We start from the raw sequence: 20,181 nt of genomic DNA on the forward strand, positions 1-20,181 counted from the left end.
AATGCGAAAGCGTCCCTTCCGGCCAGTCTGAGTGGTTATAACGGCATCGATTTACGAATGGCGGCGATCAGGCTCTGCGCGCCCGTGGAGAGCGGGGAATCCACGCGGGTCAGAATGCCAATCGGCTCGCCTGCGCCCTGCGTCGGAACCGGCAGTGACACCAGCGTCGCCTGACGCAAATCCTCTTTTACTGCCCCTGACGGGACAAACCAGACGTAGTCATAATCGACGGTCAGTTGCCGGGATAGCGATGCAGAAAGCGTTTCGATACAGCCCGTTGGCATCTTACAGCCCTGACTTTGCAACAGGGTTTCGGCATTCTGCCGGGGAACCGTTCCTTTTGGCGAGACCACCACCGGCCACTCCATCACGCGACTGAGCGTCACATTTTCCTGTAACAGCGGGTGGTCAGGGCGCACAACCAGCTTTAACGACTCCAGAAACAGCAGTTCGTAGTTCAGGCCGCTCATCAGTTCCGGATCGGACATCCGGCCGATGCCAATGTCAATCTCAGCGGATTTCAGTCCTGCCAGCAGCATGGTGTTATTCATCGTCGCCACCTGCAGCGTGGTCTCTTTCTGCTGCTGATGAAACGCCCCGATGACCGAAGGAAGAATACCCAGCGCTGCGGTGGGCAACGCGCCAATTCTTACAACATCATTGTTAAGGCCTTCTTTACGATTCAGCGCCTGACCCGCGGTGTTAAGCGCATCAAGCACTTTCACCGCGTGCGTTAAAAACTGCTCTCCGGGTAGCGTCAGCTGCGCGCCGAGACGTCCGCGTTCGAACAGGCGGGTTCCGGTGAGTTGCTCCAGTTCATTAAGCGTCTTGGAGAGCGCAGGCTGGCTAAGGTTAAGGGTTTCGGCTGCGCGCCCCAGGGTTCCTTGTTGAGCGACAGCGACAAATGTATGAAGATGGCGCAATCGGATGCGCTGACTGAACAGACTATTTTTTTCCATAAGTGATGTTAAGAACAGAGCGATGACGGTGACAAGTAAAGTTGTTTGTTTTTGATAACTTGATTGCAAAATATTATTAACATTTAACTTATTTAAGTAACAGCACTTTCTCTTCGGAGGGTAAAATGATCCATGTCATAGGCCACCTTAATCCCGATAGCGACGCCATTTGCAGCGCTTACATGACCGCTCGCTGGCTGAATATGCGCGGCCTTCAGGCCACGGCCTGGCGCCTGGGAGAAGCGAATCGTGAAACCCGTTTTTTGTTCGAGCGCGCAGGGCTGGAAATGCCTGCGCTGCTGGAGATGCCGCTAACAGACCTTGACGTCTGGCTGGTGGACTTTACCGAACCGACGCAGGGGCCAGAGACGCTTCAGGACAGTAATATTGTGGGCATTATCGACCACCACCGTTTAGGGGGACTGGTCACGCGTTTGCCGCCTGAAGTGTGGGTTAAACCGGTTGGCAGTAGCGCCACGCTCCTCTGGCAACTGATGTCGGAAACGGAGAGAGCGCAGATAACCTCTGCACAGGCATTATTGCTGCTGGGTGCCATGTTGAGTGACACTGTCGCGCTTCGCTCGCCGACCACCACTCCCGACGACCGCCAGGCAGTCGACGAGTTGGCGACGCTTGCCGGTGTCGATTTGACGACCTTTAGCGCCGATCTGCTGAGTGCGAAAACCAGCGTGGAAGGGCTCAGTGCGAGCGAACTTCTGCAAAAAGACATCAAGCGTTTTACCATTCACGGCCAGCAGGTGAGCGTCGCGCAGATTGAGCTGTATGCGTTGAGCCAGGTCGCCGACATGATGGTGCCACTGCGAGAAGAGATGGCGGATTACGCAATGCGTAGCGGGGCGGATCTGGTTGTGCTGATGCTTACCGATATCAACGCTGAGAATTCACAGCTCTGGTTTGCCGGTCAGCGCCAGCCTCAACTGTCACAACCGGTGACAGTGGAAGGGATGTTGAGTCGTAAAAAGCAGATGCTGCCCTGGCTGGACAGTCACGTCAGCGCGGTTAAATAGGGATAACGGGCTAAGAGGCTCAGCCCATTGATGCCCTATGGTTGTAGGCCGGATAAGGCAACAGCCGTCATCCGGCAAGAGCTGAAATGCCCGATGACGCAAGCTTATCGGGCCTACGGGATTTGTGGCCGGATAAGGCGACAGCCGTCATCCGGTAAGAGCTGAAATGCCCGATGACGCAAGCTTATCGGGCCTGGGAGATTTGTGGCCGGATAAGGCAACAGCCGCCCTCCGGCAAGAGCTGAAATGCCCGATAACGCAAGCTTATCAGGCCTGGGAGATTTGTAGGCCGGATAAGGCGACAGCCGCCCTCCGGCAAGAGCTGAAATGCCCGATGACGCAAGCTTATCGGGCCTGGGAGATTTGTAGGCCGGATAAGGCGATAGCCGTCATCCGGCAAGACCTTCAGACTCAGCCCGTTTTTCTCATCAGACGTCAAAAAAGACGGTTTCGTTTTCGCCCTGCAAATGAATATCGAAGACATACACGATGTCGCTGCCGCGCTGTTCACGGCGGGCAATCAGGGTCTGACGGCGAACCTCCCACTCAATCAGATTGAGCACCGGATCGCGCTGGTTCGCTTCGTGCTCATCGGCAAAGTACATGCGGGTGTTCAGGCCAATGTTGATACCGCGCGCGACAATCCATAAGTTGACGTGGGGGGCCATCATCCGCCCGTCGCGGCCGACCACGCTGCCTGGTTTGATGGTATCAAAGCGCCACACGCCGCTGTCGAAGTCTGAACAGGTTCGTCCCCAGCCGCGAAAATCCGCGTCGAGCGGTTTCTCTTCCTGACGGTCAGCCGGGTGGTTATAACGCCCGTGAGCATTGGCCTGCCAGATCTCCAGCAATACATCGCGTACCGGCGTGCCGGAGCCATCAATCACCCGGCCTTCGATCACAATTCGCTCGCCTGCGGTATGGCTGTTAGTCAGCGTGGAACTGACGTTTTTCTCGAAAATATGAAAACCTGCCGCGTCCGGGGCGAGGCCGATATGCACATACGGTCCGGCCGTTTGCGACGCGGTTTCTGCTAAATAGTTTTTCATCGTGCTGCTCCCTGCGTCCGGTTTTCAAACAAGGTCGCGCGCTGCCCGCGCAGGACCAAATCAAAGCGATACGCCAGACAGTCAAGCGGGACGGCGGCGTGCGTATCCAGTTCGGCAATCAGCGTGCGGATAGCGTCATCATTGTTGAGGGTTTTCACAATGGGGCACTGTTTGATCAGCGGATCGCCTTCAAAATACATCTGGGTAATTAAACGCTGGGCAAAGGCATCGCCAGAGAGCGAAAAATGGATGTGTGAAGGTCGCCAGTCGCTGGCCTGATTGCGCCAGGGATAGGGGCCTGGCTTGATAGTACGGAAAAAGTAATAGCCGTTCTCGTCCGTTAACACGCGTCCGCAGCCGCCAAAGTTAGGATCGATCGGCGCCAGATACTGATCCTTTTTGTGGCGATAGCGTCCGCCCGCATTGGCCTGCCAGACTTCCACCAGCGTATTTTTCATCGGGCGGCCAAAACCATCACGCACGTAACCGTGGACAATAATACGTTCGCCAATCGGCAGGCCATCCTGGACGTAATTCATGATGAGATCATTATCCAGCGGACCGAGATCGTTGTTACTGAACACGGGGCCGGTGATTTCAGATAATGAGTTTTGCAGCGAGATCAACGCGTTGCGTGGTGACCGCAATACGCTGGTTTTATAGCCGGGGGCAAACGCCGGTGGATGGCAGTTGTAGTCGCGATGGATCACCTCACGAGGAAACACCTTTTCTGACATAGCGAACTCCAGTACAGGGAAGAAAATTATTGTTTTAGTGATGCCTGATGGAGTGTGTGTAAAAATATTGTTAATTAAAAGTGAATTTATACCGTTTATTTCATAACCTTTGGCTATGAACTTGCATGAGCGCAGCGACCGGGCGAATTCTGGTGAGATCACACTTTGTAAATTCTTCCCACCAGAGTGAATGGCGTTTCCTACACTCCAGGTAACATTCACTGGAGACATGACATCATGGCGAACACCATCACGGCAGATGAGATTCGGGAACACTTTTCGCAGGCAATGTCAGCGATGTACCAGCAGGAAGTTCCGCAATACGGCACGCTACTGGAACTTGTGGCGGATGTGAATCTGGCCGTCCTCGAAAATAACCCGACATTGCACGAAAAGCTGGCGAATGCGGATGAACTGGCGCGCCTTAACGTGGAGCGCCATGGGGCTATTCGTGTCGGCACGGCGGCAGAGTTATCGACGCTGCGGCGTATGTTTGCCGTTATGGGGATGTTCCCGGTCAGCTATTACGATCTCTCGCAGGCGGGCGTTCCTGTTCACTCGACAGCGTTTCGTCCCATTGACGATGCTTCGCTGTCGCGAAACCCGTTTCGCGTCTTTACGTCGCTATTGCGCCTGGAACTGATAGAAAACGCGACATTGCGCCAGCGCGCGGCGGAGATCCTCGCTCAGCGCGATATCTTTACGCCACGCTGTCGTGAATTGCTCGACGTCTGGGATGAACAACAGGGGTTCAGTGACTCACAGGCGCGGGAGTTTGTGAAAGAGGCGCTGGAGACATTTCGCTGGCATCGTCATGCCACCGTGGATGAGCCGACTTATCATGCGCTCCATAGCGAACATCGCCTGATTGCCGATGTTGTCTGCTTTCCTGGCTGTCATATTAATCACCTCACGCCAAGAACGCTGGATATCGATCGGGTGCAGTCAATGATGCCGGAGTGCGGGATTGAACCCAAAATTCTTATCGAAGGGCCTCCGCGTCGTGAAGTCCCGATTTTGCTGCGCCAGACCAGCTTCAAGGCGCTGGAAGAACGGGTATTGTTCGCGGGGGAAACCCAGGGAACGCATACCGCACGCTTTGGCGAGATAGAACAGCGCGGCGTGGCGCTCACCCAAAAAGGCCGTCAGCTCTATGATGAACTGCTGCATAAAGCGGGCACCGGTAAAGATAACCTGACGCATCAGCTGCATCTGCAGGAGGTGTTTAAGGCCTTCCCGGATAGCGAGTTTCTTTTGCGTCAACAGGGACTGGCGTGGTTTCGCTATCGTCTGACCCCGTCAGGCGAGGCGCATCGCCAGGCGATTCATCCTGGCGACGACCCGCAACCTTACATTGAACGTGGCTGGGTACAGGCGCAGCCCATCACTTATGAAGATTTCCTGCCGGTGAGTGCCGCAGGTATTTTCCAGTCGAATCTGGGCAATGAAACGCAGGCGCGCAGCCATGGTAATGCCAGCCGTGATGCTTTTGAGGAGGCGCTGGGTTGCCCGGTATATGATGAGTTTGCGCTTTATCAGAAAGCGGAAGCGCGAAGCAAAAGGCGTTGCGGTCTGCTTTGAGCCAGGTATCCCTTATATTGCCCCGCTGACGGGCGAATAACGCTGACGGGCACCTCTGCCCGTCGGCATCGATTCGCTTTGCAAAAGTTTAACGTTTATGCGGGAAACTTTACCCGGGAATCAGTTTGTTCTCATCGACGCTAAATATTTTCCGTTTTGTTCAGATTTGCAGCGGCCAACAATTGGATTATTAATGAATTTTGTCTAGAGTGGGCGGTCAGAAATATTCATTCTCTTGCCGCTGCCAGGTGCCAGCGCGGGATTCTTCACATGACCAGAAGGATTTACTTTCAGGTATGAATCGCAGACGTTTTATTAAAGGTTCAATGGCAATGGCCGCCGTGTGCGGCACCGGCGGCATGGCTTCACTCTTTACCCGTGCGGCCTGGGCGGCGGAATCCGATATTGCAGACGGGCAAACCGTGCGGTTTGATTTTTCCGTATTGCAGTCCATGGCGCATGATTTAGCGCAGAAACCGTGGGGTGGCGCCCCGCGCGCATTGCCGAATACGCTGGCTAATCTGACACCGCAAGCTTACAACAGTATTCAGTATGATGCGGCGCAGTCCCTGTGGAATAACGTGGAAGGCCGCCAATTGGATGCACAGTTCTTCCATGTCGGGATGGGCTTTCGTCGCCGCGTGCGCATGTTCTCTGTGGACGCCAGCACCCATCTGGCGCGTGAGATCCACTTCCGTCCGGATCTGTTCAAATATAACGATGCCGGTGTCGATACCAAACAACTGGAAGGGCAAACCGATCTCGGTTTTGCCGGATTCCGGGTATTTAAAGCGCCAGAACTGGCGCGCCGCGACGTCGTCTCTTTCCTGGGCGCGAGCTATTTCCGGGCGGTTGATGATACCTACCAGTACGGTTTGTCCGCCCGCGGCCTGGCGATTGATACCTACACTGACACCAAAGAAGAATTTCCTGACTTCACCGCGTTCTGGTTTGACACGGTTAAACCCGGCGATACCACTTTTACTGTTTACGCGTTACTGGACAGCCCGAGTATCACCGGCGCTTACAAATTCGTGATTCACTGCGAAAAGAGCCAGGTGATCATGGATGTCGAAAACCGTCTGTATGCCCGCAAGGACATCAAACAGTTGGGCATAGCGCCGATGACCAGTATGTTCAGTTGCGGCAATAACGAACGCCGCATGTGCGACACTATTCACCCGCAAATTCACGATTCCGATCGCCTGGCGATGTGGCGTGGCAACGGTGAGTGGATTTGCCGCCCGCTGAATAACCCGCAGAAGCTGCAATTCAACGCCTACTCCGATAACAACCCGAAAGGGTTCGGCCTGCTGCAACTGGATCGCGATTTTACCCACTATCAGGACATCATGGGCTGGTACAACAAACGTCCAAGCCTGTGGGTGGAGCCGCGCAATAAATGGGGCAAAGGTACCATCGGCCTGATGGAGATCCCAACGACAGGCGAAACGCTGGATAACGTGGTGTGTTTCTGGCAGCCGGATAAAGCCATCAAAGCGGGGGATGAACTGCAATACCAATACCGTCTTTACTGGAGCGCACAGCCGCCGGTGCGTTCGCCCCTGGCGCGGGTGATGGCGACCCGCACAGGTATGGGTGGATTCCCGGAGGGGTGGGCACCGGGCGAGCACTATCCGGAGAAATGGGCGCGTCGTTTTGCTGTTGATTTCGTGGGCGGCGATCTGAAAGCCGCCGCGCCGAAGGGTATTGAGCCGGTGATCACCTTATCAAGCGGCGAAGCGAAGCAGATCGAAATTTTGTACGTTGAGCCGTTCGACGGTTACCGCATCCAGTTTGACTGGTATCCCACCTCGGACTCAACCGACCCGGTTGATATGCGGATGTTCCTGCGCTGTCAGGGGGAGGCAATCAGCGAAACCTGGCTTTATCAGTATTTCCCACCGGCACCCGATAAACGACGCTATGTCGACGATCGCGTGATGCGCTAATCTGCTCAAACGCCCTTTGTATCCCAGAGGGCGTAAACCTTTAAATCGCCTGAAATCGCTGTCAGGAATTAAACACGATCTCGTTCGCATTTTTCCCTAAGTTAAATGGGTAAGCTGAGGATGTGTATTTCTTATACACATGGTTTATTACTCACAGGGAGAGCATATGTTTCCAGAATACAGAGATCTGATTTCCCGACTGAAAACCGAGAATCCTCGCTTTCTGTCTCTTTTTGAAAAGCACAATAATCTTGATCATGAAATTGCCAGGCTGGAAGGTGCCGATGGTCGGGGTTACAATCTCGATGTCGTTCGTCTGAAAAAACAGAAACTCCAGCTAAAGGACGATATGCTCAAAATTTTGCAGCAAGAGAGTATGAACGCGGAATAGTCTATGTTCATAAGCCGCCTGAACGGGCGGCTTTTTTGTGTCTGAAATTTAGCGGGAGGGCAGCACTAACTGGCATCCCGCCTGCCGGTAGCGTTGAGCAATGCTTTGCGGCAACGCGCTGTCACTGATAATGGTTTTAATGCAGGACAGCGTTGCAACGGCATGCGGTTCGACGGCATCAAATTTTGAGTGATCGGCCATCAGTATCACCTCGCGGGAACGTTGAATAATCCGCGTTTTGACCCCGACTTCAAACATGGTGGCATTTGTGATCCCCGTTTCCAGCGACAGGGCATCACAGGAGATGAAAGCGCGTTCGACAGAAAACGCGTTGATCATCTCCAGCGCCAGACTTTCCCCTACGGAAAAGTAACCCGGTCGAATCAGTCCGCCGATGATATAGCTTTCCACATGCGGGAAGCAGCCTAACTCGTTGGCGATTTTAATGTCATTACAGATGACTTTCACCCGTGCGTTAGCCAGACATTTCGCCAGCTCAAGACAGGTTGAACCAGAATCAAGAAAGAAGCAGTCGCCGTCTTTAATCATGGTTCGGGCCAGCATCGCTATCTCTTTTTTCGCTTCCGCCTGCAGCGTGCGTTTGACATCAAAAACGTACTCTTTGTCATCGGTGCTGTCGTCAAAATCCAGGCAGCCGTGTCCCCGAATCATGCCGGGATACTGGCTGGCGATATACTGGAAATCGCGGCGAACGGTGGCTTCTGCATAGCCAAACAATTCCATCGCCTGCTGGGTGGAGAGATGACGATGTTGCCACAGGTAGTGCAGCATCTGTTTGATTCGATCGGGGCGCTGTTGGCTCATCGCAGATATCTCCTTCTACAGGGCCGCAAACCGGGATAACGTGGCGTGATAGTCCTCCGAAGAGAACAGGGCGCGGCCAATAACGACATGCTGTGCGCCGGCGTTTGCCAGTAATGACGCCGCAGAAAGCGTGATGCCGCCATCGGCCCAGCATTCTGCATCAGGAAACAGCGCGCGCGCGACACTGACCTTCCTGCACATGGCGGGAATAAACGCCTGGCCTCGTCCATCCGGTTCACTGGTCATTACCATCAGTGCATCCAGGTGTGGAGCCAGATAATCATACGCCTCAACCGGCGTGGCGGGATTAAACGCCAGCCCGGCTTTCGCGCCGAGGTGCCGAATGTCCGCCAGCGTTTCAGAGGGGTATTCCAGTGTCTCAGCATGGACGAAAACCCATGCAGGCTTGTACGCAGCGAGTGCGGAAAGCCACGTCTGCGGGCGGGAAATCATCAAATGAAATGAGAGCGGAAGGTGCGTCTGGCGGGCAACGGCCTGCACGGTTTTAAGGCCAAAAGTGATGTTATTTATAAAGCTGCTGTCTTCAATATCCAGATGCAGGGAACCGATATGAGCATCGGCGAGCGCGGACAGTTCGCTGCCGTATTGCAGTGGATTGGCCGAGGCGAGAGAGGGGTGAACAATCATGATAGTCTCCGTCAACCGGACACCCGCGCAAACAGCGCGTCATCGCTGGCGGCTTCCCGCACCGCTGCGAGCCGTTCAGGTGAATCAATAAACTGGCTGATCCGCTGAATGGTATGAATATGCGCATTGGCATCGGTCGCGCTGACGCACAGCAGGAGCCAGACCGGATCACACTCTTCATTGCCAAAACAGACGGGCGTGCTGAGGGTTGTGATACTCACCTGGTTATAATTTGCGCCTTGTTCCGGGCGGGCGTGGGGCAAAGCAATGCCGGGCGCAATGAGATAGTACGGCCCCCAGTTCAGCGTGTTGTCAATGATACCGTCTACGTAGCCGGGCTGCGCCGCTCCGAACGCGACCAACGGGCGAGCCGCGATTGCCACGGCTTCTCGCCAGTCTTTAGCCTCACGTTGTGCCTGTACCCACTTAACATCGTTAATCATCAGTCGTTGACTCCTTGCCGGTTAGGGTTACTCTGGTAGCGATCCCCGTCGGGACTTTTGACGAAGACGACAGGGATCGCAGAAGGGTAATGACTCTCTGCCGGGGATAAGCGCTCTGCTTATCCCCTTTTTATTGCCGGATCTGGTGTACTTTCTCCATAAACTGACTGACGCGCGCCTGGTCGACAAAGTTGGCGAATACGCCGTCTTTTTTGAAGGTTGTCGCCGTGACGCAGCCGTCGGCGATGCTCAGTTGCTCTTCCACGTTTTCCAGACACACGCCGGTATTGGCCAGCACGACAGTTTCCGGAACGGTTTCTTTCACTCGTTTCAGCAGTGCGCTGTCGGTGCGTGCGCCTGCGGTCAGGCCAGAGACGCAAAGCGCATCCGGATGGTTGTTAAACACCGTCGATTTTGCAATTGAACAGATATCGCGGTTGCCAAGATAAACCGCTGCTTCAGGCACAATATTGAACAGGGTTTTGACATGGCCTGCGCCTATACGGTGCTGATGACGGATGGTTTCCCCGACGTTGGTATCCCAGACGCCAAAATCGCTGGCGTAGGCGCCGGTAAATATTTCGCGGATAAATTTCGCCCCGGTTGCCATGGCGAGATCGAACGAGGCGACCGGATCCCACAACACGTTTACGCCAAACGGAATACGGATCTCGTTCATTAATTGCCCGATGATTCGCGCCATGGCTGCGGTGGTTTCCGGACGGACTTTGGTCAGATAGGGGAGACTAAACTCGTTGGAAAACATAACGGCATCCACACCGCCATTCTGTAACGCCATGAGATCGTCATGGGCGCGGTCGGTCACCCAGTTCATCCCTTTTTGCGCGTCAAAACTCGGGTCGCCAGGCAATGCGCGCAAATGGCACATGGCGATGACGGCTTTTTCCGTTCCAATGACTTCTTTAAGCCAACTCATTGAAGCTACTCCTTATTCCGATAATTCACGTTTACGTAAGAACAACACAACACTGGCCACAAGACCGACAGCGACGACAACGCCAATGATCCCAAGCGACATCAGTTCCGAAATCGACCAGCCAAACAGATTGCCAACGGATAGCGCGGAGATTTGCGCACTCTCACCGGCAAAGCTGAAACCGCCTTTCAGCGCCATCTCAGTAAAGTACGGGGCAAATTGCGTGGCGATGAGCAGGACGGTAATCATGACAATTACGCCGCTGATTAAGGTGCGAATCAGGTCGCCGCGATGGATAACCGTCGCCATACAGATAAAGAACGGCGCCACCGGCAGGTCAGCAAGCGGCAGCACTTTATTGCCCGGTAAGATACTCGCCAGAATCAACATGATAGGGATCAGTAACAGACCGACCGCAATGGTGGTGGGGTGGCCCAGCGTCACGGCGGTATCCAGACCGATGTACACTTCACGTCCTTTGAAATGCGTCTGGAAGAATTTTCGCGCCCCGTCGGAAATGGGCAGCAATCCTTCGACAATCAGACGGATCATGCGCGGGAACAGCACCATAATCGCAGCGACGGTAATCATCAGGCTGGCGCAGCCTTTGAAACCTTCTCCGGCGGCAAGACCAAAGATCAGCCCAAGCACCACGCCGATGATGACCGGGTCGCCCACCATCCCGTAGCGCTTCTGGATCTCCTGTGCGTCAATGTTGCGTCCTTTCATAAAGGGGATTTTTTCGTAAATCGCATCCAGCAGGACGAACAGCGGCACCGAGCTTGAACCATAGCCCTGTGGGATGGAAATCCCTTCCAGACCAACAATGTTTTGCACCCGTTTGGCGGTCCAGTCGGCCATTTTTAGCGACAACGCCGCATGGCAAATCGCGCCCAGAACACCATAAATCAGACTGCCGGTCATTAACTGGACGACGGTGCCGGTAATGGCGTAGTGCCAGTAGTTATAGATATCGACGTTCATGGTTTTGGTCAGGCGGGTGACCAGCATCGCGACGTTGAGCAGGAAAATCACCGGAATGATCATAGCGCCAATAGCGGTTGCATACCCCACGCCGGAAGCCGGTCCTGCGCCGACGTCAAACACGTGCAGCGTCAGGCCGAAGCGTTCAATCATCACTTTGATAGGCGGGCTGAGGCTGTCGATCGCCATCACGATCACCAGCCCCATGCCCACAAACCCAATACCAACCGTCACCCCGGCTTTGATGGCCTGAAGCCAGGGGATGCGGAAGATCAGACCTATCACAATCATGATGATGGGAACGAAAACGGTACCGCCGAGAGACAGGATGTAGTCAAACATATTGCCTCCTTGCTACTGCGTTAACAGTGCCTTGATTTGTTGTTTCAGCGCGTCATCGTTAATGCCCGTCAGCAGGGCCGCGCCGTTTAAGGTCGGTACGCCATAGTCACTGTTGGTGCGCATGGACGTGACAATAAGGTCCATACCGTTACAGTTAAGCGGGATCTCATTGAGGCAACACTGCGCTGTGCTTGCCGCAATGCCTTCCTCAGCCAGAAACTCCTGCAGCTTGTGCGCAATCATGGTGGAGGTGGACATGCCAGTACCGCATGCCACAAGGATCTTTTTCATAGTGGGTGTGCCTCTTGTGTAGTGCCTGAATCAGGCTCAACGGGAAAATGCTCTGCGGGCATGCCGGTAAGAGCGGTTAATAAGCGAATGCAGTCAGTCAAATCGCGCAGACTGGCGACCTCCGCGGGAGAATGGGTATAGCGACAGGGAATAGAGAGGCTGGCGCAGGGAATGCCGTCCTGTTCAACCTGTATGTAGCCCGTTTCGGTAATCACGCCTGGCGCCACTTCACGCTGGACAGGGATGTTGTGCTCACGGGCGGTTTGCTCCAGCATCCGGATGAGGCGCGGCGGGGTGATGAGTCCTGCCAGCGTTCCACGACCGTGGTAGTTCAGACAGGTAATGCCAACTCCCTGATTAATCCGTACCTCGGAATAGTCATGCAGATCCGGCGTATCGCAGGATGGAGTGATATCAATACCAATGGCGAGGTCTGGCTTCACGCGGCGTAATACCGGCACGATGCCCCGGATATTGAACTCTTCCTGTACGGATGCCACCAGCCAGACGGCGATATCCAGCGATGCCACGCCAATCGCCTCGGCAACACCCAGCAGCGCAGTACAGCCCAGGCGATCGTCCAGCGCTTTACTGCACACCAGATCGTTTGCCAGCAACTGTGGCGGGTTATACAGGGTAACGGGCGTTCCCACCTGAATACCCATGCGCATCGCATCGGCTTTATCCTTAGCGCCGATATCGATCCATAACTTATCAACAGAGGGGGATTGCGTGCGTTCATCCCCCTTCGCAAAGTGATAAGCCTTGATGCCAATACAACCCATCACCGGCCCGTGGTCTCCGGCCAGCGTGACCACTGAACCCGACATGGTGACCTGCGCCGGACCGCCCACGCGCTCGAAGCGCAAAAATCCGGATGGCTCAATTTTTCGCACCATAAAGCCGACTTCATCCATGTGCGCAAAGATCATCAGCCGCAGCGCATTGGGGTTATCACTGCCATAACGAGCAACGACATTGCCCAGCCGATCGCGCCAGACCTCTTTCGCCTGGCGTTTAAATTCGCGTTGCATGAGGTCAGCAACGCTGTTTTCATGCCCCGAAATGGCGTTAAGTTGCAACAGCGAGAAGAGCGTTTCCTGCACAGAAAATGACATAGGTTTCTCCGTAGAACGTAAAACAATCACTCATTGAGCGTTTTATAGGCGCTGGGTGGCTGAATAATTGTGATAAATCTCACGTGAAATGACCGAAAGCAGGAGGAATAAAAAATAATGTGATGAAGATGGAATAAAAACGCTCAAATTAAATGAAAGAGTGAAGGGGAATGACAGGGGTTAGAAGAGTGTGCATGCAAAAGCGCGCTGGCGGCGCGCCTGGCTACAGTGAACCGACTAACGGTGTGCGGGTGATCTGCTCACCGTTACAGACTTTCGGCCCGCGCAGGTGAATGGCATCACCGGGCGTCGCGTCCACCGTTGTCTGCCCGCGAATATCGACATGGTTTTCAATCAGCACTTCTCCCTGAATGCGCGAATCGCCCTCAATCAGAATGTGGTCGTCAAGTAAAATGGGCCCTCCGCGCAGCAGGGCGTTCCCCCCGACCAGAACATGATGTTTCAGCACACAGTTGCCTTCCACTCGCGCCTGTTCCGCCACCTGTGAGCTGTAACGCAGCGTCGGGATAGCGTCTTCTTCTGTGCCCGCCACGACCTGCGCGCAGCCGTAAACTTTTGCACAATCGCAGATCCAGACGTTATTTTCCTCGTTACCCTCTATCACCGCGTTGTCAAAAACCTCGGCCCGGTGCTCAATGAACGCATAGCGGATACTGGCGTCGCCGTAGATTTGCACCTGATGAACGATGCGCGAGCAACTGATGGTCGCACGGTCGTAAATTTGCAGGGTTCGATCGCGCTCGACGGTCAATCCCCGCGCTGCAATGATCTCCGTTTGCTGCAGAATGCGGGCATCACCAGACAGGCGGCAGTCGCCGCGAACAATGGATGACTGAATAGTGACGTTGTCACTTATCGTGGCGCCATGACTTAACTCCGCATGGTCAATCCAGGCGTTATCGCTGATGCGCACATTGTCATGAATCAGGCAGGGCTGGGTTACCCGGACATCCCCGGAGATAACGCTTCCGCCGAAGGCCAGCGTATTTTCATCATAAATCCAGCAGTGTCCGGTCTGAGCCAGAACGCTTTCATCGTCCACCCAGCCTCCCGCGTCACCGGCTTTCACATCATTAAAGTCAGCAACGGCGATAATCTGGCGTAGTAATACGCTCTTTTTATTGCCATTATCCTGATAGCTGAAGGCACGCTGCGTGTTGCTGAGTCGGTATTTATGCATGAAGGTATTCCGCCTGGTTGCTTACTATAACCGTAGCAAATTTTGCGGTGCTGGCTAAAAGCGGCGACATTCCATAAAATGCATCTAAAATATACTTTAAAATATAAACAAAATGAGTAACAAAAAAGACAGTGATTGTGTTCTCAATCTTCCCGCAGGCTACTTTGGCATGGTGTTGGGAACGATTGGAATGGGGTTTGCCTGGCGCTACGCCAGTCAGATTTGGCCCGTCAGCCACGGCATTGGCGACGGTCTGGTGATTCTGGCGATGGTTATCTGGGGGCTGTTGACGCTCGCATTTATCACCCGTCTGCTCCGTTTCCCGCACAGCGTACTCGCTGAAATTCGCCATCCGGTGATGAGCAGTTTTGTCAGTCTTTTTCCTGCGACAACCATGCTGGTGGCGATTGGCTTTGTGCCCTGGTTTCGCGCGCTTGCCGTCGGTCTGTTCAGTGCAGGAGTGGTGATCCAACTGGTTTATGCCGCCTGGCAAACCGCCGGGCTGTGGCGCGGTTCGCATCCGCATGAGGCGACGACGCCAGGACTGTATTTGCCAACAGTGGCCAACAACTTTATCAGCGCGATGGCCTGCGGAGCGCTCGGCTATACCGATGCCGGTCTGGTCTTCCTGGGCGCTGGCGTCTTTTCCTGGCTGAGTCTGGAACCGGTAATTTTACACCGTTTACGCACTGCCGGAGAATTACCCACCGTGTTGCGAACCTCGTTAGGAATTCAACTTGCCCCTGCGCTGGTGGCCTGCAGCGCCTGGCTGAGTGTTAATGGCGGGGAGGGCGATACGCTGGCGAAAATGCTGTTTGGCTATGGCTTGTTGCAACTCCTGTTTATGCTGCGGTTGATGCCCTGGTATCTGTCACAACCGTTTAATGCCTCATTCTGGAGCTTCTCGTTCGGCGTGTCGGCGCTGGCGACCACCGGATTGCACCTGGGCCACGGCCGCGAGTCGGGTTTTTTCCATGCCCTGGCGTTGCCATTGTTCATCTTTACCAACGTTATTATTGCATTACTGCTGATACGCACGTTCGCATTGCTGATGCAGGGAAAACTGCTCATTCGCACAGAACGCGCGGCATTACTGAAATCTGAGGATAAAAAATGACCCTTCGTGATGAAAATTATTTTACTGAAAAATACGACCTCACCCGAACCCACTCCGAAGTGTTAGACGCGGTGAAAGTCGTAAAACCAGGTAAAACACTGGATTTAGGCTGTGGGAATGGTCGCAACAGTGTTTATCTGGCAGCAAAGGGATATGACGTGACCGCGTGGGATAAAAACCCAATGAGCATCGCCAACGTCGAGAGGATTAAAGCACAGGAAGGGCTGGATAATTTACAGGCGAAGGTCGTCGATCTCAATGCGCTGACGTTCGGGGGGGAATATGATTTTATTCTTTCCACCGTAGTGCTGATGTTCCTTGAGGCAAAAACTATCCCGGGTTTAATCGATAACATGCAGCGCTGCACGAAACCAGGCGGATATAACCTGATTGTGGCTGCAATGGATACCGACGACTTTCCCTGCACGGTCGGTTTCCCGTTTACTTTTAAAGCAGGGGAACTTCGTCGTTATTATGACGGATGGGAATTGCTCAAATACAATGAAGATGTCGGCGAATTACACCGCACGGACGAAAACGGCAATCGGATTAAACTGCGTTTCGCCACGCTGTTAGCCCGCAAAATAGCGTAAATGAAATCCTTCTAACCCCCTCTGCGCCCGAGGTTTTTCTGAAATGTGGGCGCGCTGAAAAAAATGTGCTTTGCATTACATTTTTAGTCCAGCGCAGGTGGTTTCCCTTTGCTACTATTTCAATTGCATATCTGCATATTTTAAGGGATCGATTCATGCGTACTCATACTTTATTTAAAGTTGCAGCGCTAACTGGTTTATTGGTGTTATCTGGCTGTGCGTCAAAAGTCACGCAGCCTGAGAAATACTCTGGGTTTTTAAAAGACTACTCCGGCCTTAAGGAGACAAAATCTGCAACGGGACAGCCCGTTCTGCGTTGGGTGGATCCTGCCTACAACGAAGCGAAATATGACAATATTGTCTGGAACCCGATAACCTATTATCCGGTTCCAAAGCCGACGACTCAGGTCGGACAGAAAGTCCTCGATCAGTTATTGAACTATACCAACACGAAAATGAAAACGGCCGTTGCTCAGCGTAAGCCGCTGGTGACCACGCCCGGGCCGCGCAGCCTGATTTTCCGTGGAGCTATTACCGGGGTCGACACCAGCAAAGAAGGGTTGCAGTTCTATGAAGTGGTGCCAATTGCGCTGGTGGTGGCAGGTACGCAAATGGCTACCGGTCACCGCACTATGGATACGCACCTCTATTTTGAAGGTGAGTTGATTGACGCGGCAACGAATAAGCCGGTGATTAAAGTCGTACGTCAGGGTGAAGGTAAGGACCTGAATAACCAGAGCACGCCAATGGCGTTTGAAAACATGAAACAGGTTGTGGATGACATGGCGACAGACGCCAGCATGTTTGATATCAACAAGAAATAATCCTCTGATGCGCCATCGTCTGATGGCGCATCTTTTACGCCAGCCGGCGACGTAGCAACGTGGTTGGGCGAGCGAACATCACCAGATTACCGAGCAGAATCAGCACCAGTCCCGCTACCGCATTCATCTGCCAGACATAGCCTTCATATACTGTGGAAATTGACAGGGCGACCAGCGGAAAAAGCAGCGTACTGTACGCGGCGTTGCCCGGACCAATGCGTCCCACCAGGGTAAAATAGGCCCCGAAAGCGATAACCGATCCGAAAACGGCCAGATACAGCAGGGCGCCAAGGTAGCTGAAGGTCCACTGAGGGCTGAAATTATCCCCGCGAAGCAGCGCAATAACGGCGATCATCAGCGTGCCGTAGAGCATGGCCCAACTGTTGGTGGTCATAATCTCCAGCCCTTTTTTCTGATGGCGCAGGCTAATCATATTTCCCAGTGAGAAGCCAAACGTCCCCAGAGCACTCAGTCCAATCCCCAGCAGCAGTGTTCCACTGAAACCGCTGTTTGTCAGATCCTGCCAGAAGAGGGTGACGATACCAGTGAGGCCGAGTATGGCGGCGCAGTAAAAGCGCAGCGGTGGTTTTTGCCCAAAAAAGAAGAAGCTGTTCACGGCGTTAAAAAGTACCGCCATCGAGAAAATAACCGATTCAAGTCCGGTACTGATCCAGGCTGCGGCGGTGTAAAAACACCAGAAATTAAAACAGAAAACACAGCTTCCTTGCAGCAGACAGAACAGGTGATCGCGCGCTGAGAGCTTACGCAGTTTGCCGCGCACCAGCATAATTAACATCATCAGCGCCGTTGCTACCGCAAAACGCCAGAAAATAGAGACCGGTGCGGGCACGGGCCCTTGTTGCAGATAAATGGCGATCCACGTCGTACCCCAAATCACCACCACCAGACAGTACAGTAATGCGTTCATTGCGCTTTTCCTTTTTCAACCGATAACTGACTGTCGCAGTTTTCACGAACAATGCGCTTTCACCATGTTGCGCCAGACTTGCAAAATCTTGCGCTTTTTTCACCCGGACCGCTGGTAACGCCAGTAACCTGCGATAGACTGAAAGCCTGCTCAATGTCGCTAATGTGGTGGTATGTCCCGGTCCTACGAAGCCTTTGAAAAATTGCGTCGGCACAATGCCGTGCTGCATGAATCGGTTGCCTTGCAGTCGGGTATTCAACTGGCAGCGTGGTCGAACAAACGCGACACCATCACCCAGTATTGCGATCACCACACGCTCAGCTTGTACGTGGCGGATGGCTATGAGAGCTACCATAAAACGGCGACGGGCTGGAAGAATGGCGGGGGACCGGACCGCTTTTGCCTGCTGCCGAAAGAGAGTGAATCCACCTGGGATATCCGTGACGATCTTTCGTTTGTACATCTCTACTGTACAGACGAGCATCTGCGGGAAGTGGGTGAAAAAGTCTGGGATAAAAGCCCGTATAGCTTCACGCTGGATGAGCGCACGTTTGGTAACGACCCGGGGATTACCGCAGTTTACCGACAGTTTTTGTTGGGTAACGACTGGCAGCAACCGGCAAATCACCTGACGCTCAGCGCGGCCTCGTCGCTGCTGATGACACATTTGATTCAGCATTACAGCAATGTGCAGTGGCGGTTGCCGACCGTCACCGGGGGACTGGCGCCGGTGACCTTACGCAATGTGCTTGCGTATATCGATGCACATCTGGCAGAACCGTTAACCCTGGCCGATCTGGCCCATGAAGCGGCACTCAGCGAATTCCATTTCGCCCGAATGTTCCGCCAGTCGATGAACATGGCCCCGCACCAGTACGTGATGCAGCGGCGTATGGCGCTGGCTAAACAACTGGTGTGTCATACGCAGCGCCCCCTTACGGAGATTGCGCTGGCCTGCGGCTTCAGCTCGCCGAGCCATTTCAGTAATCGCTTTAAGCAGGTAACAGGAACGACGCCATCGCAGCTACGCGCGGCGCGCCAGGCGTAAAACACAGTAACTGATCCCGCCTGCGGCCAGTCCCCAGAATGCCGGACCAACTCCCCAGAGTGTCAGTCCACTGGCCGTCACCAGAAATGTAATGATGGCAGCATCTCGTTCATTTTCATGGTTCAGCGCCTGATGCAGACTGCCTGACAGCGTTCCCAGCAGTGCCAGCCCTGCCAGCATTTGCATACCACTCACCGGCAACGCCGCCATAATGCCGGTAATGGAGCCACCAAAAAAACCGGCTAACAGATAGACCCCCCCGGCTGCCGCCGCTGCCAGCCAGCGCTTTGTTTTATCAGTGTGGGCCTCCGGACTTTGGCAAATGGCGGCGGTGATGGCTGCAATGCAGATGGAGTAGACGCCGAAGGGTGAAAACAGCAGCGCCAGCAATCCCGTGACCACGATAAGCGGTGAGACAGGGACATCGTAGCCCGCCGCTTTCAGGGTAGCCACACCAGGGGCATTCTGTGATGCCATCGTCACCAGAAAGAGGGGCACAGCAATACCCAGAGCGTGCGACAGTGAAAACGTCGGGGCAATAAACGTGGGAAGAACAGGAGAGAGAACAATGGATGAAGTGACAATGTCACCTTTAAGTGAGGCAATGAGCGCGCCGACGACCAGTGCGGCAATCACCGCATAGCGTGGGGCAACGCCCTTCAGTATCAGCCAGGCCAGCAGCATGCTGCCACAAAGAATGAAATCGCCATCCAGACTGGAAAAGGCCTGTAAGCCAAAACGGAGCAGAATACCTGCCAGCATTGCCGCCGCCAGCGAATGCGGAATGATATTCATCAGACGTGCAAACAGCCCCGTCACGCCGAACAGCACGATCAGCGCGTTGGCGACAATAAATACCCCAATGGTTTCCGGTAATGTCAGCCCCTGCAATCCGGTCACCAGCAGCGCAGCGCCAGGCGTTGACCATGCGGTGAGTATCGGGGCGCGATACCACAGGGTTAACGCCAGCGTACTGACACCCATCGCAATCCCCAGTGCGGTCATCCACCCCGCGATTTGCGCTGCGCTGGCCCCGGCAGCGACCGCCGCCTGCCAGATGATCGCGGCGGAACTGGCGTAGCCAACCAGCACGGCGACAAAACCAGAAAGCAGAACAGGTAACGGAAGGGAAAATGAACGCATAGCCACCTCTTGTGCGTTATAACGGTCATTTAATCTAACATT

The 20,181-nt window shown here is 54.1% G+C and carries 21 protein-coding genes; 8 read left to right on the plus strand and 13 right to left on the minus strand.

Annotation, left to right across the window (positions count from 1 at the left end; genetic code table 11):
• Window positions 1-35 precede the first annotated feature (35 nt).
• Window positions 36-959, minus strand: coding sequence for a LysR substrate-binding domain-containing protein (locus WB371_RS12005; RefSeq protein WP_336220293.1), 924 nt, complete (start codon window positions 957-959; stop codon window positions 36-38).
• A 125-nt stretch (window positions 960-1,084) separates the two neighbouring features.
• Between WB371_RS12005 and WB371_RS12010 the strand changes: the two genes are divergently transcribed.
• A complete protein-coding gene (locus WB371_RS12010) occupies window positions 1,085-1,987 on the plus strand; it encodes a manganese-dependent inorganic pyrophosphatase (protein ID WP_336220294.1) in 903 nt (300 codons plus the stop codon).
• Between the two features lie 428 nt (window positions 1,988-2,415).
• Here the strand turns inward: WB371_RS12010 and pcaG are convergent, their stop codons facing one another.
• The gene (pcaG, locus tag WB371_RS12015) at window positions 2,416-3,036 is read right to left on the minus strand and encodes a protocatechuate 3,4-dioxygenase subunit alpha (RefSeq protein WP_336220295.1); all 621 of its coding nucleotides are present in this window, start codon (window positions 3,034-3,036) and stop codon (window positions 2,416-2,418) included.
• Entirely contained in the window at window positions 3,033-3,773 is a 741-nt protein-coding gene (gene pcaH / locus WB371_RS12020) for a protocatechuate 3,4-dioxygenase subunit beta (protein ID WP_336220296.1), read from the minus strand. The genes pcaG and pcaH overlap by 4 nt, the downstream gene beginning before the upstream one ends.
• A 237-nt stretch (window positions 3,774-4,010) precedes the next feature.
• Between pcaH and WB371_RS12025 the strand changes: the two genes are divergently transcribed.
• From WB371_RS12025 to WB371_RS12035, 3 genes are all read left to right on the plus strand, one after another.
• On the plus strand, window positions 4,011-5,354 hold the full coding sequence (locus WB371_RS12025) for a VOC family protein (protein ID WP_336220297.1): 1,344 nt from the start codon (window positions 4,011-4,013) through the stop codon (window positions 5,352-5,354).
• 296 nt (window positions 5,355-5,650) lie between these two features.
• Window positions 5,651-7,306, plus strand: a complete 1,656-nt coding sequence (locus WB371_RS12030) for a glucan biosynthesis protein (RefSeq protein WP_336220298.1) — start codon at window positions 5,651-5,653, stop codon at window positions 7,304-7,306.
• Between the two features lie 166 nt (window positions 7,307-7,472).
• A complete protein-coding gene (locus tag WB371_RS12035) occupies window positions 7,473-7,697 on the plus strand; it encodes a YdcH family protein (protein WP_336220299.1) in 225 nt (74 codons plus the stop codon).
• A gap of 48 nt (window positions 7,698-7,745) precedes the next feature.
• Here WB371_RS12035 and WB371_RS12040 read toward each other — a convergent pair whose 3' ends face one another.
• The 8 genes from WB371_RS12040 to ydcK all read right to left on the minus strand — a co-directional run bounded on the left by WB371_RS12040 (window position 7,746) and on the right by ydcK (window position 14,486).
• Window positions 7,746-8,522: a DeoR/GlpR family DNA-binding transcription regulator gene (locus tag WB371_RS12040; RefSeq protein ID WP_336220300.1), complete on the minus strand. Its 777-nt coding sequence runs from the start codon at window positions 8,520-8,522 to the stop codon at window positions 7,746-7,748.
• Window positions 8,523-8,537: 15 nt separating this feature from the next.
• Entirely contained in the window at window positions 8,538-9,170 is a 633-nt protein-coding gene (locus WB371_RS12045; RefSeq protein ID WP_336220301.1) for a ribulose-phosphate 3 epimerase family protein, read from the minus strand.
• An 11-nt stretch (window positions 9,171-9,181) separates the two neighbouring features.
• Window positions 9,182-9,613 carry an SgcA family PTS sugar transporter subunit IIA gene (gene sgcA / locus WB371_RS12050; protein WP_336220302.1) on the minus strand — a complete coding sequence of 144 codons (432 nt, stop codon included), beginning with the start codon at window positions 9,611-9,613 and terminating at the stop codon, window positions 9,182-9,184.
• Between the two features lie 130 nt (window positions 9,614-9,743).
• The gene (sgcQ, locus tag WB371_RS12055) at window positions 9,744-10,550 is read right to left on the minus strand and encodes a BtpA family protein SgcQ (RefSeq protein ID WP_336220304.1); all 807 of its coding nucleotides are present in this window, start codon (window positions 10,548-10,550) and stop codon (window positions 9,744-9,746) included.
• Window positions 10,551-10,562: 12 nt separating this feature from the next.
• Window positions 10,563-11,876 carry a PTS sugar transporter subunit IIC SgcC gene (sgcC, locus tag WB371_RS12060; protein WP_336220305.1) on the minus strand — a complete coding sequence of 438 codons (1,314 nt, stop codon included), beginning with the start codon at window positions 11,874-11,876 and terminating at the stop codon, window positions 10,563-10,565.
• 12 nt (window positions 11,877-11,888) lie between these two features.
• Window positions 11,889-12,167: a PTS sugar transporter subunit IIB SgcB gene (sgcB, locus tag WB371_RS12065; protein ID WP_336220306.1), complete on the minus strand. Its 279-nt coding sequence runs from the start codon at window positions 12,165-12,167 to the stop codon at window positions 11,889-11,891.
• Window positions 12,164-13,285: a M42 family metallopeptidase gene (locus WB371_RS12070; protein WP_336220307.1), complete on the minus strand. Its 1,122-nt coding sequence runs from the start codon at window positions 13,283-13,285 to the stop codon at window positions 12,164-12,166. Before WB371_RS12070 ends, sgcB begins: the two co-directional genes overlap by 4 nt.
• A gap of 223 nt (window positions 13,286-13,508) precedes the next feature.
• Window positions 13,509-14,486 carry a YdcK family protein gene (gene ydcK, locus WB371_RS12075; protein ID WP_336220308.1) on the minus strand — a complete coding sequence of 326 codons (978 nt, stop codon included), beginning with the start codon at window positions 14,484-14,486 and terminating at the stop codon, window positions 13,509-13,511.
• A 112-nt stretch (window positions 14,487-14,598) separates the two neighbouring features.
• Between ydcK and tehA the strand changes: the two genes are divergently transcribed.
• The 3 genes from tehA to WB371_RS12090 all read left to right on the plus strand — a co-directional run bounded on the left by tehA (window position 14,599) and on the right by WB371_RS12090 (window position 17,020).
• On the plus strand, window positions 14,599-15,603 hold the full coding sequence (gene tehA, locus WB371_RS12080; RefSeq protein ID WP_336220309.1) for a dicarboxylate transporter/tellurite-resistance protein TehA: 1,005 nt from the start codon (window positions 14,599-14,601) through the stop codon (window positions 15,601-15,603).
• Window positions 15,600-16,196, plus strand: coding sequence for a tellurite resistance methyltransferase TehB (gene tehB, locus WB371_RS12085; RefSeq protein WP_336220310.1), 597 nt, complete (start codon window positions 15,600-15,602; stop codon window positions 16,194-16,196). The genes tehA and tehB overlap by 4 nt, the downstream gene beginning before the upstream one ends.
• A 155-nt stretch (window positions 16,197-16,351) precedes the next feature.
• Window positions 16,352-17,020: a DUF3313 domain-containing protein gene (locus WB371_RS12090; protein WP_336220311.1), complete on the plus strand. Its 669-nt coding sequence runs from the start codon at window positions 16,352-16,354 to the stop codon at window positions 17,018-17,020.
• A 34-nt stretch (window positions 17,021-17,054) separates the two neighbouring features.
• Here the strand turns inward: WB371_RS12090 and WB371_RS12095 are convergent, their stop codons facing one another.
• The gene (locus WB371_RS12095) at window positions 17,055-17,948 is read right to left on the minus strand and encodes a DMT family transporter (protein ID WP_336220312.1); all 894 of its coding nucleotides are present in this window, start codon (window positions 17,946-17,948) and stop codon (window positions 17,055-17,057) included.
• 172 nt (window positions 17,949-18,120) lie between these two features.
• Between WB371_RS12095 and WB371_RS12100 the strand changes: the two genes are divergently transcribed.
• Window positions 18,121-18,996, plus strand: coding sequence for an AraC family transcriptional regulator (locus WB371_RS12100; protein WP_336220313.1), 876 nt, complete (start codon window positions 18,121-18,123; stop codon window positions 18,994-18,996).
• Here WB371_RS12100 and WB371_RS12105 read toward each other — a convergent pair.
• Window positions 18,973-20,139 carry a benzoate/H(+) symporter BenE family transporter gene (locus WB371_RS12105; RefSeq protein WP_336220314.1) on the minus strand — a complete coding sequence of 389 codons (1,167 nt, stop codon included), beginning with the start codon at window positions 20,137-20,139 and terminating at the stop codon, window positions 18,973-18,975. The two genes, WB371_RS12100 and WB371_RS12105, sit on opposite strands and share 24 nt — an antisense overlap.
• Between the last annotated feature and the right edge of the window lie 42 nt (window positions 20,140-20,181).

The organism is Citrobacter amalonaticus, assembly GCF_037053465.1.
GTDB lineage: Bacteria > Pseudomonadota > Gammaproteobacteria > Enterobacterales > Enterobacteriaceae > Citrobacter_A > Citrobacter_A amalonaticus_H.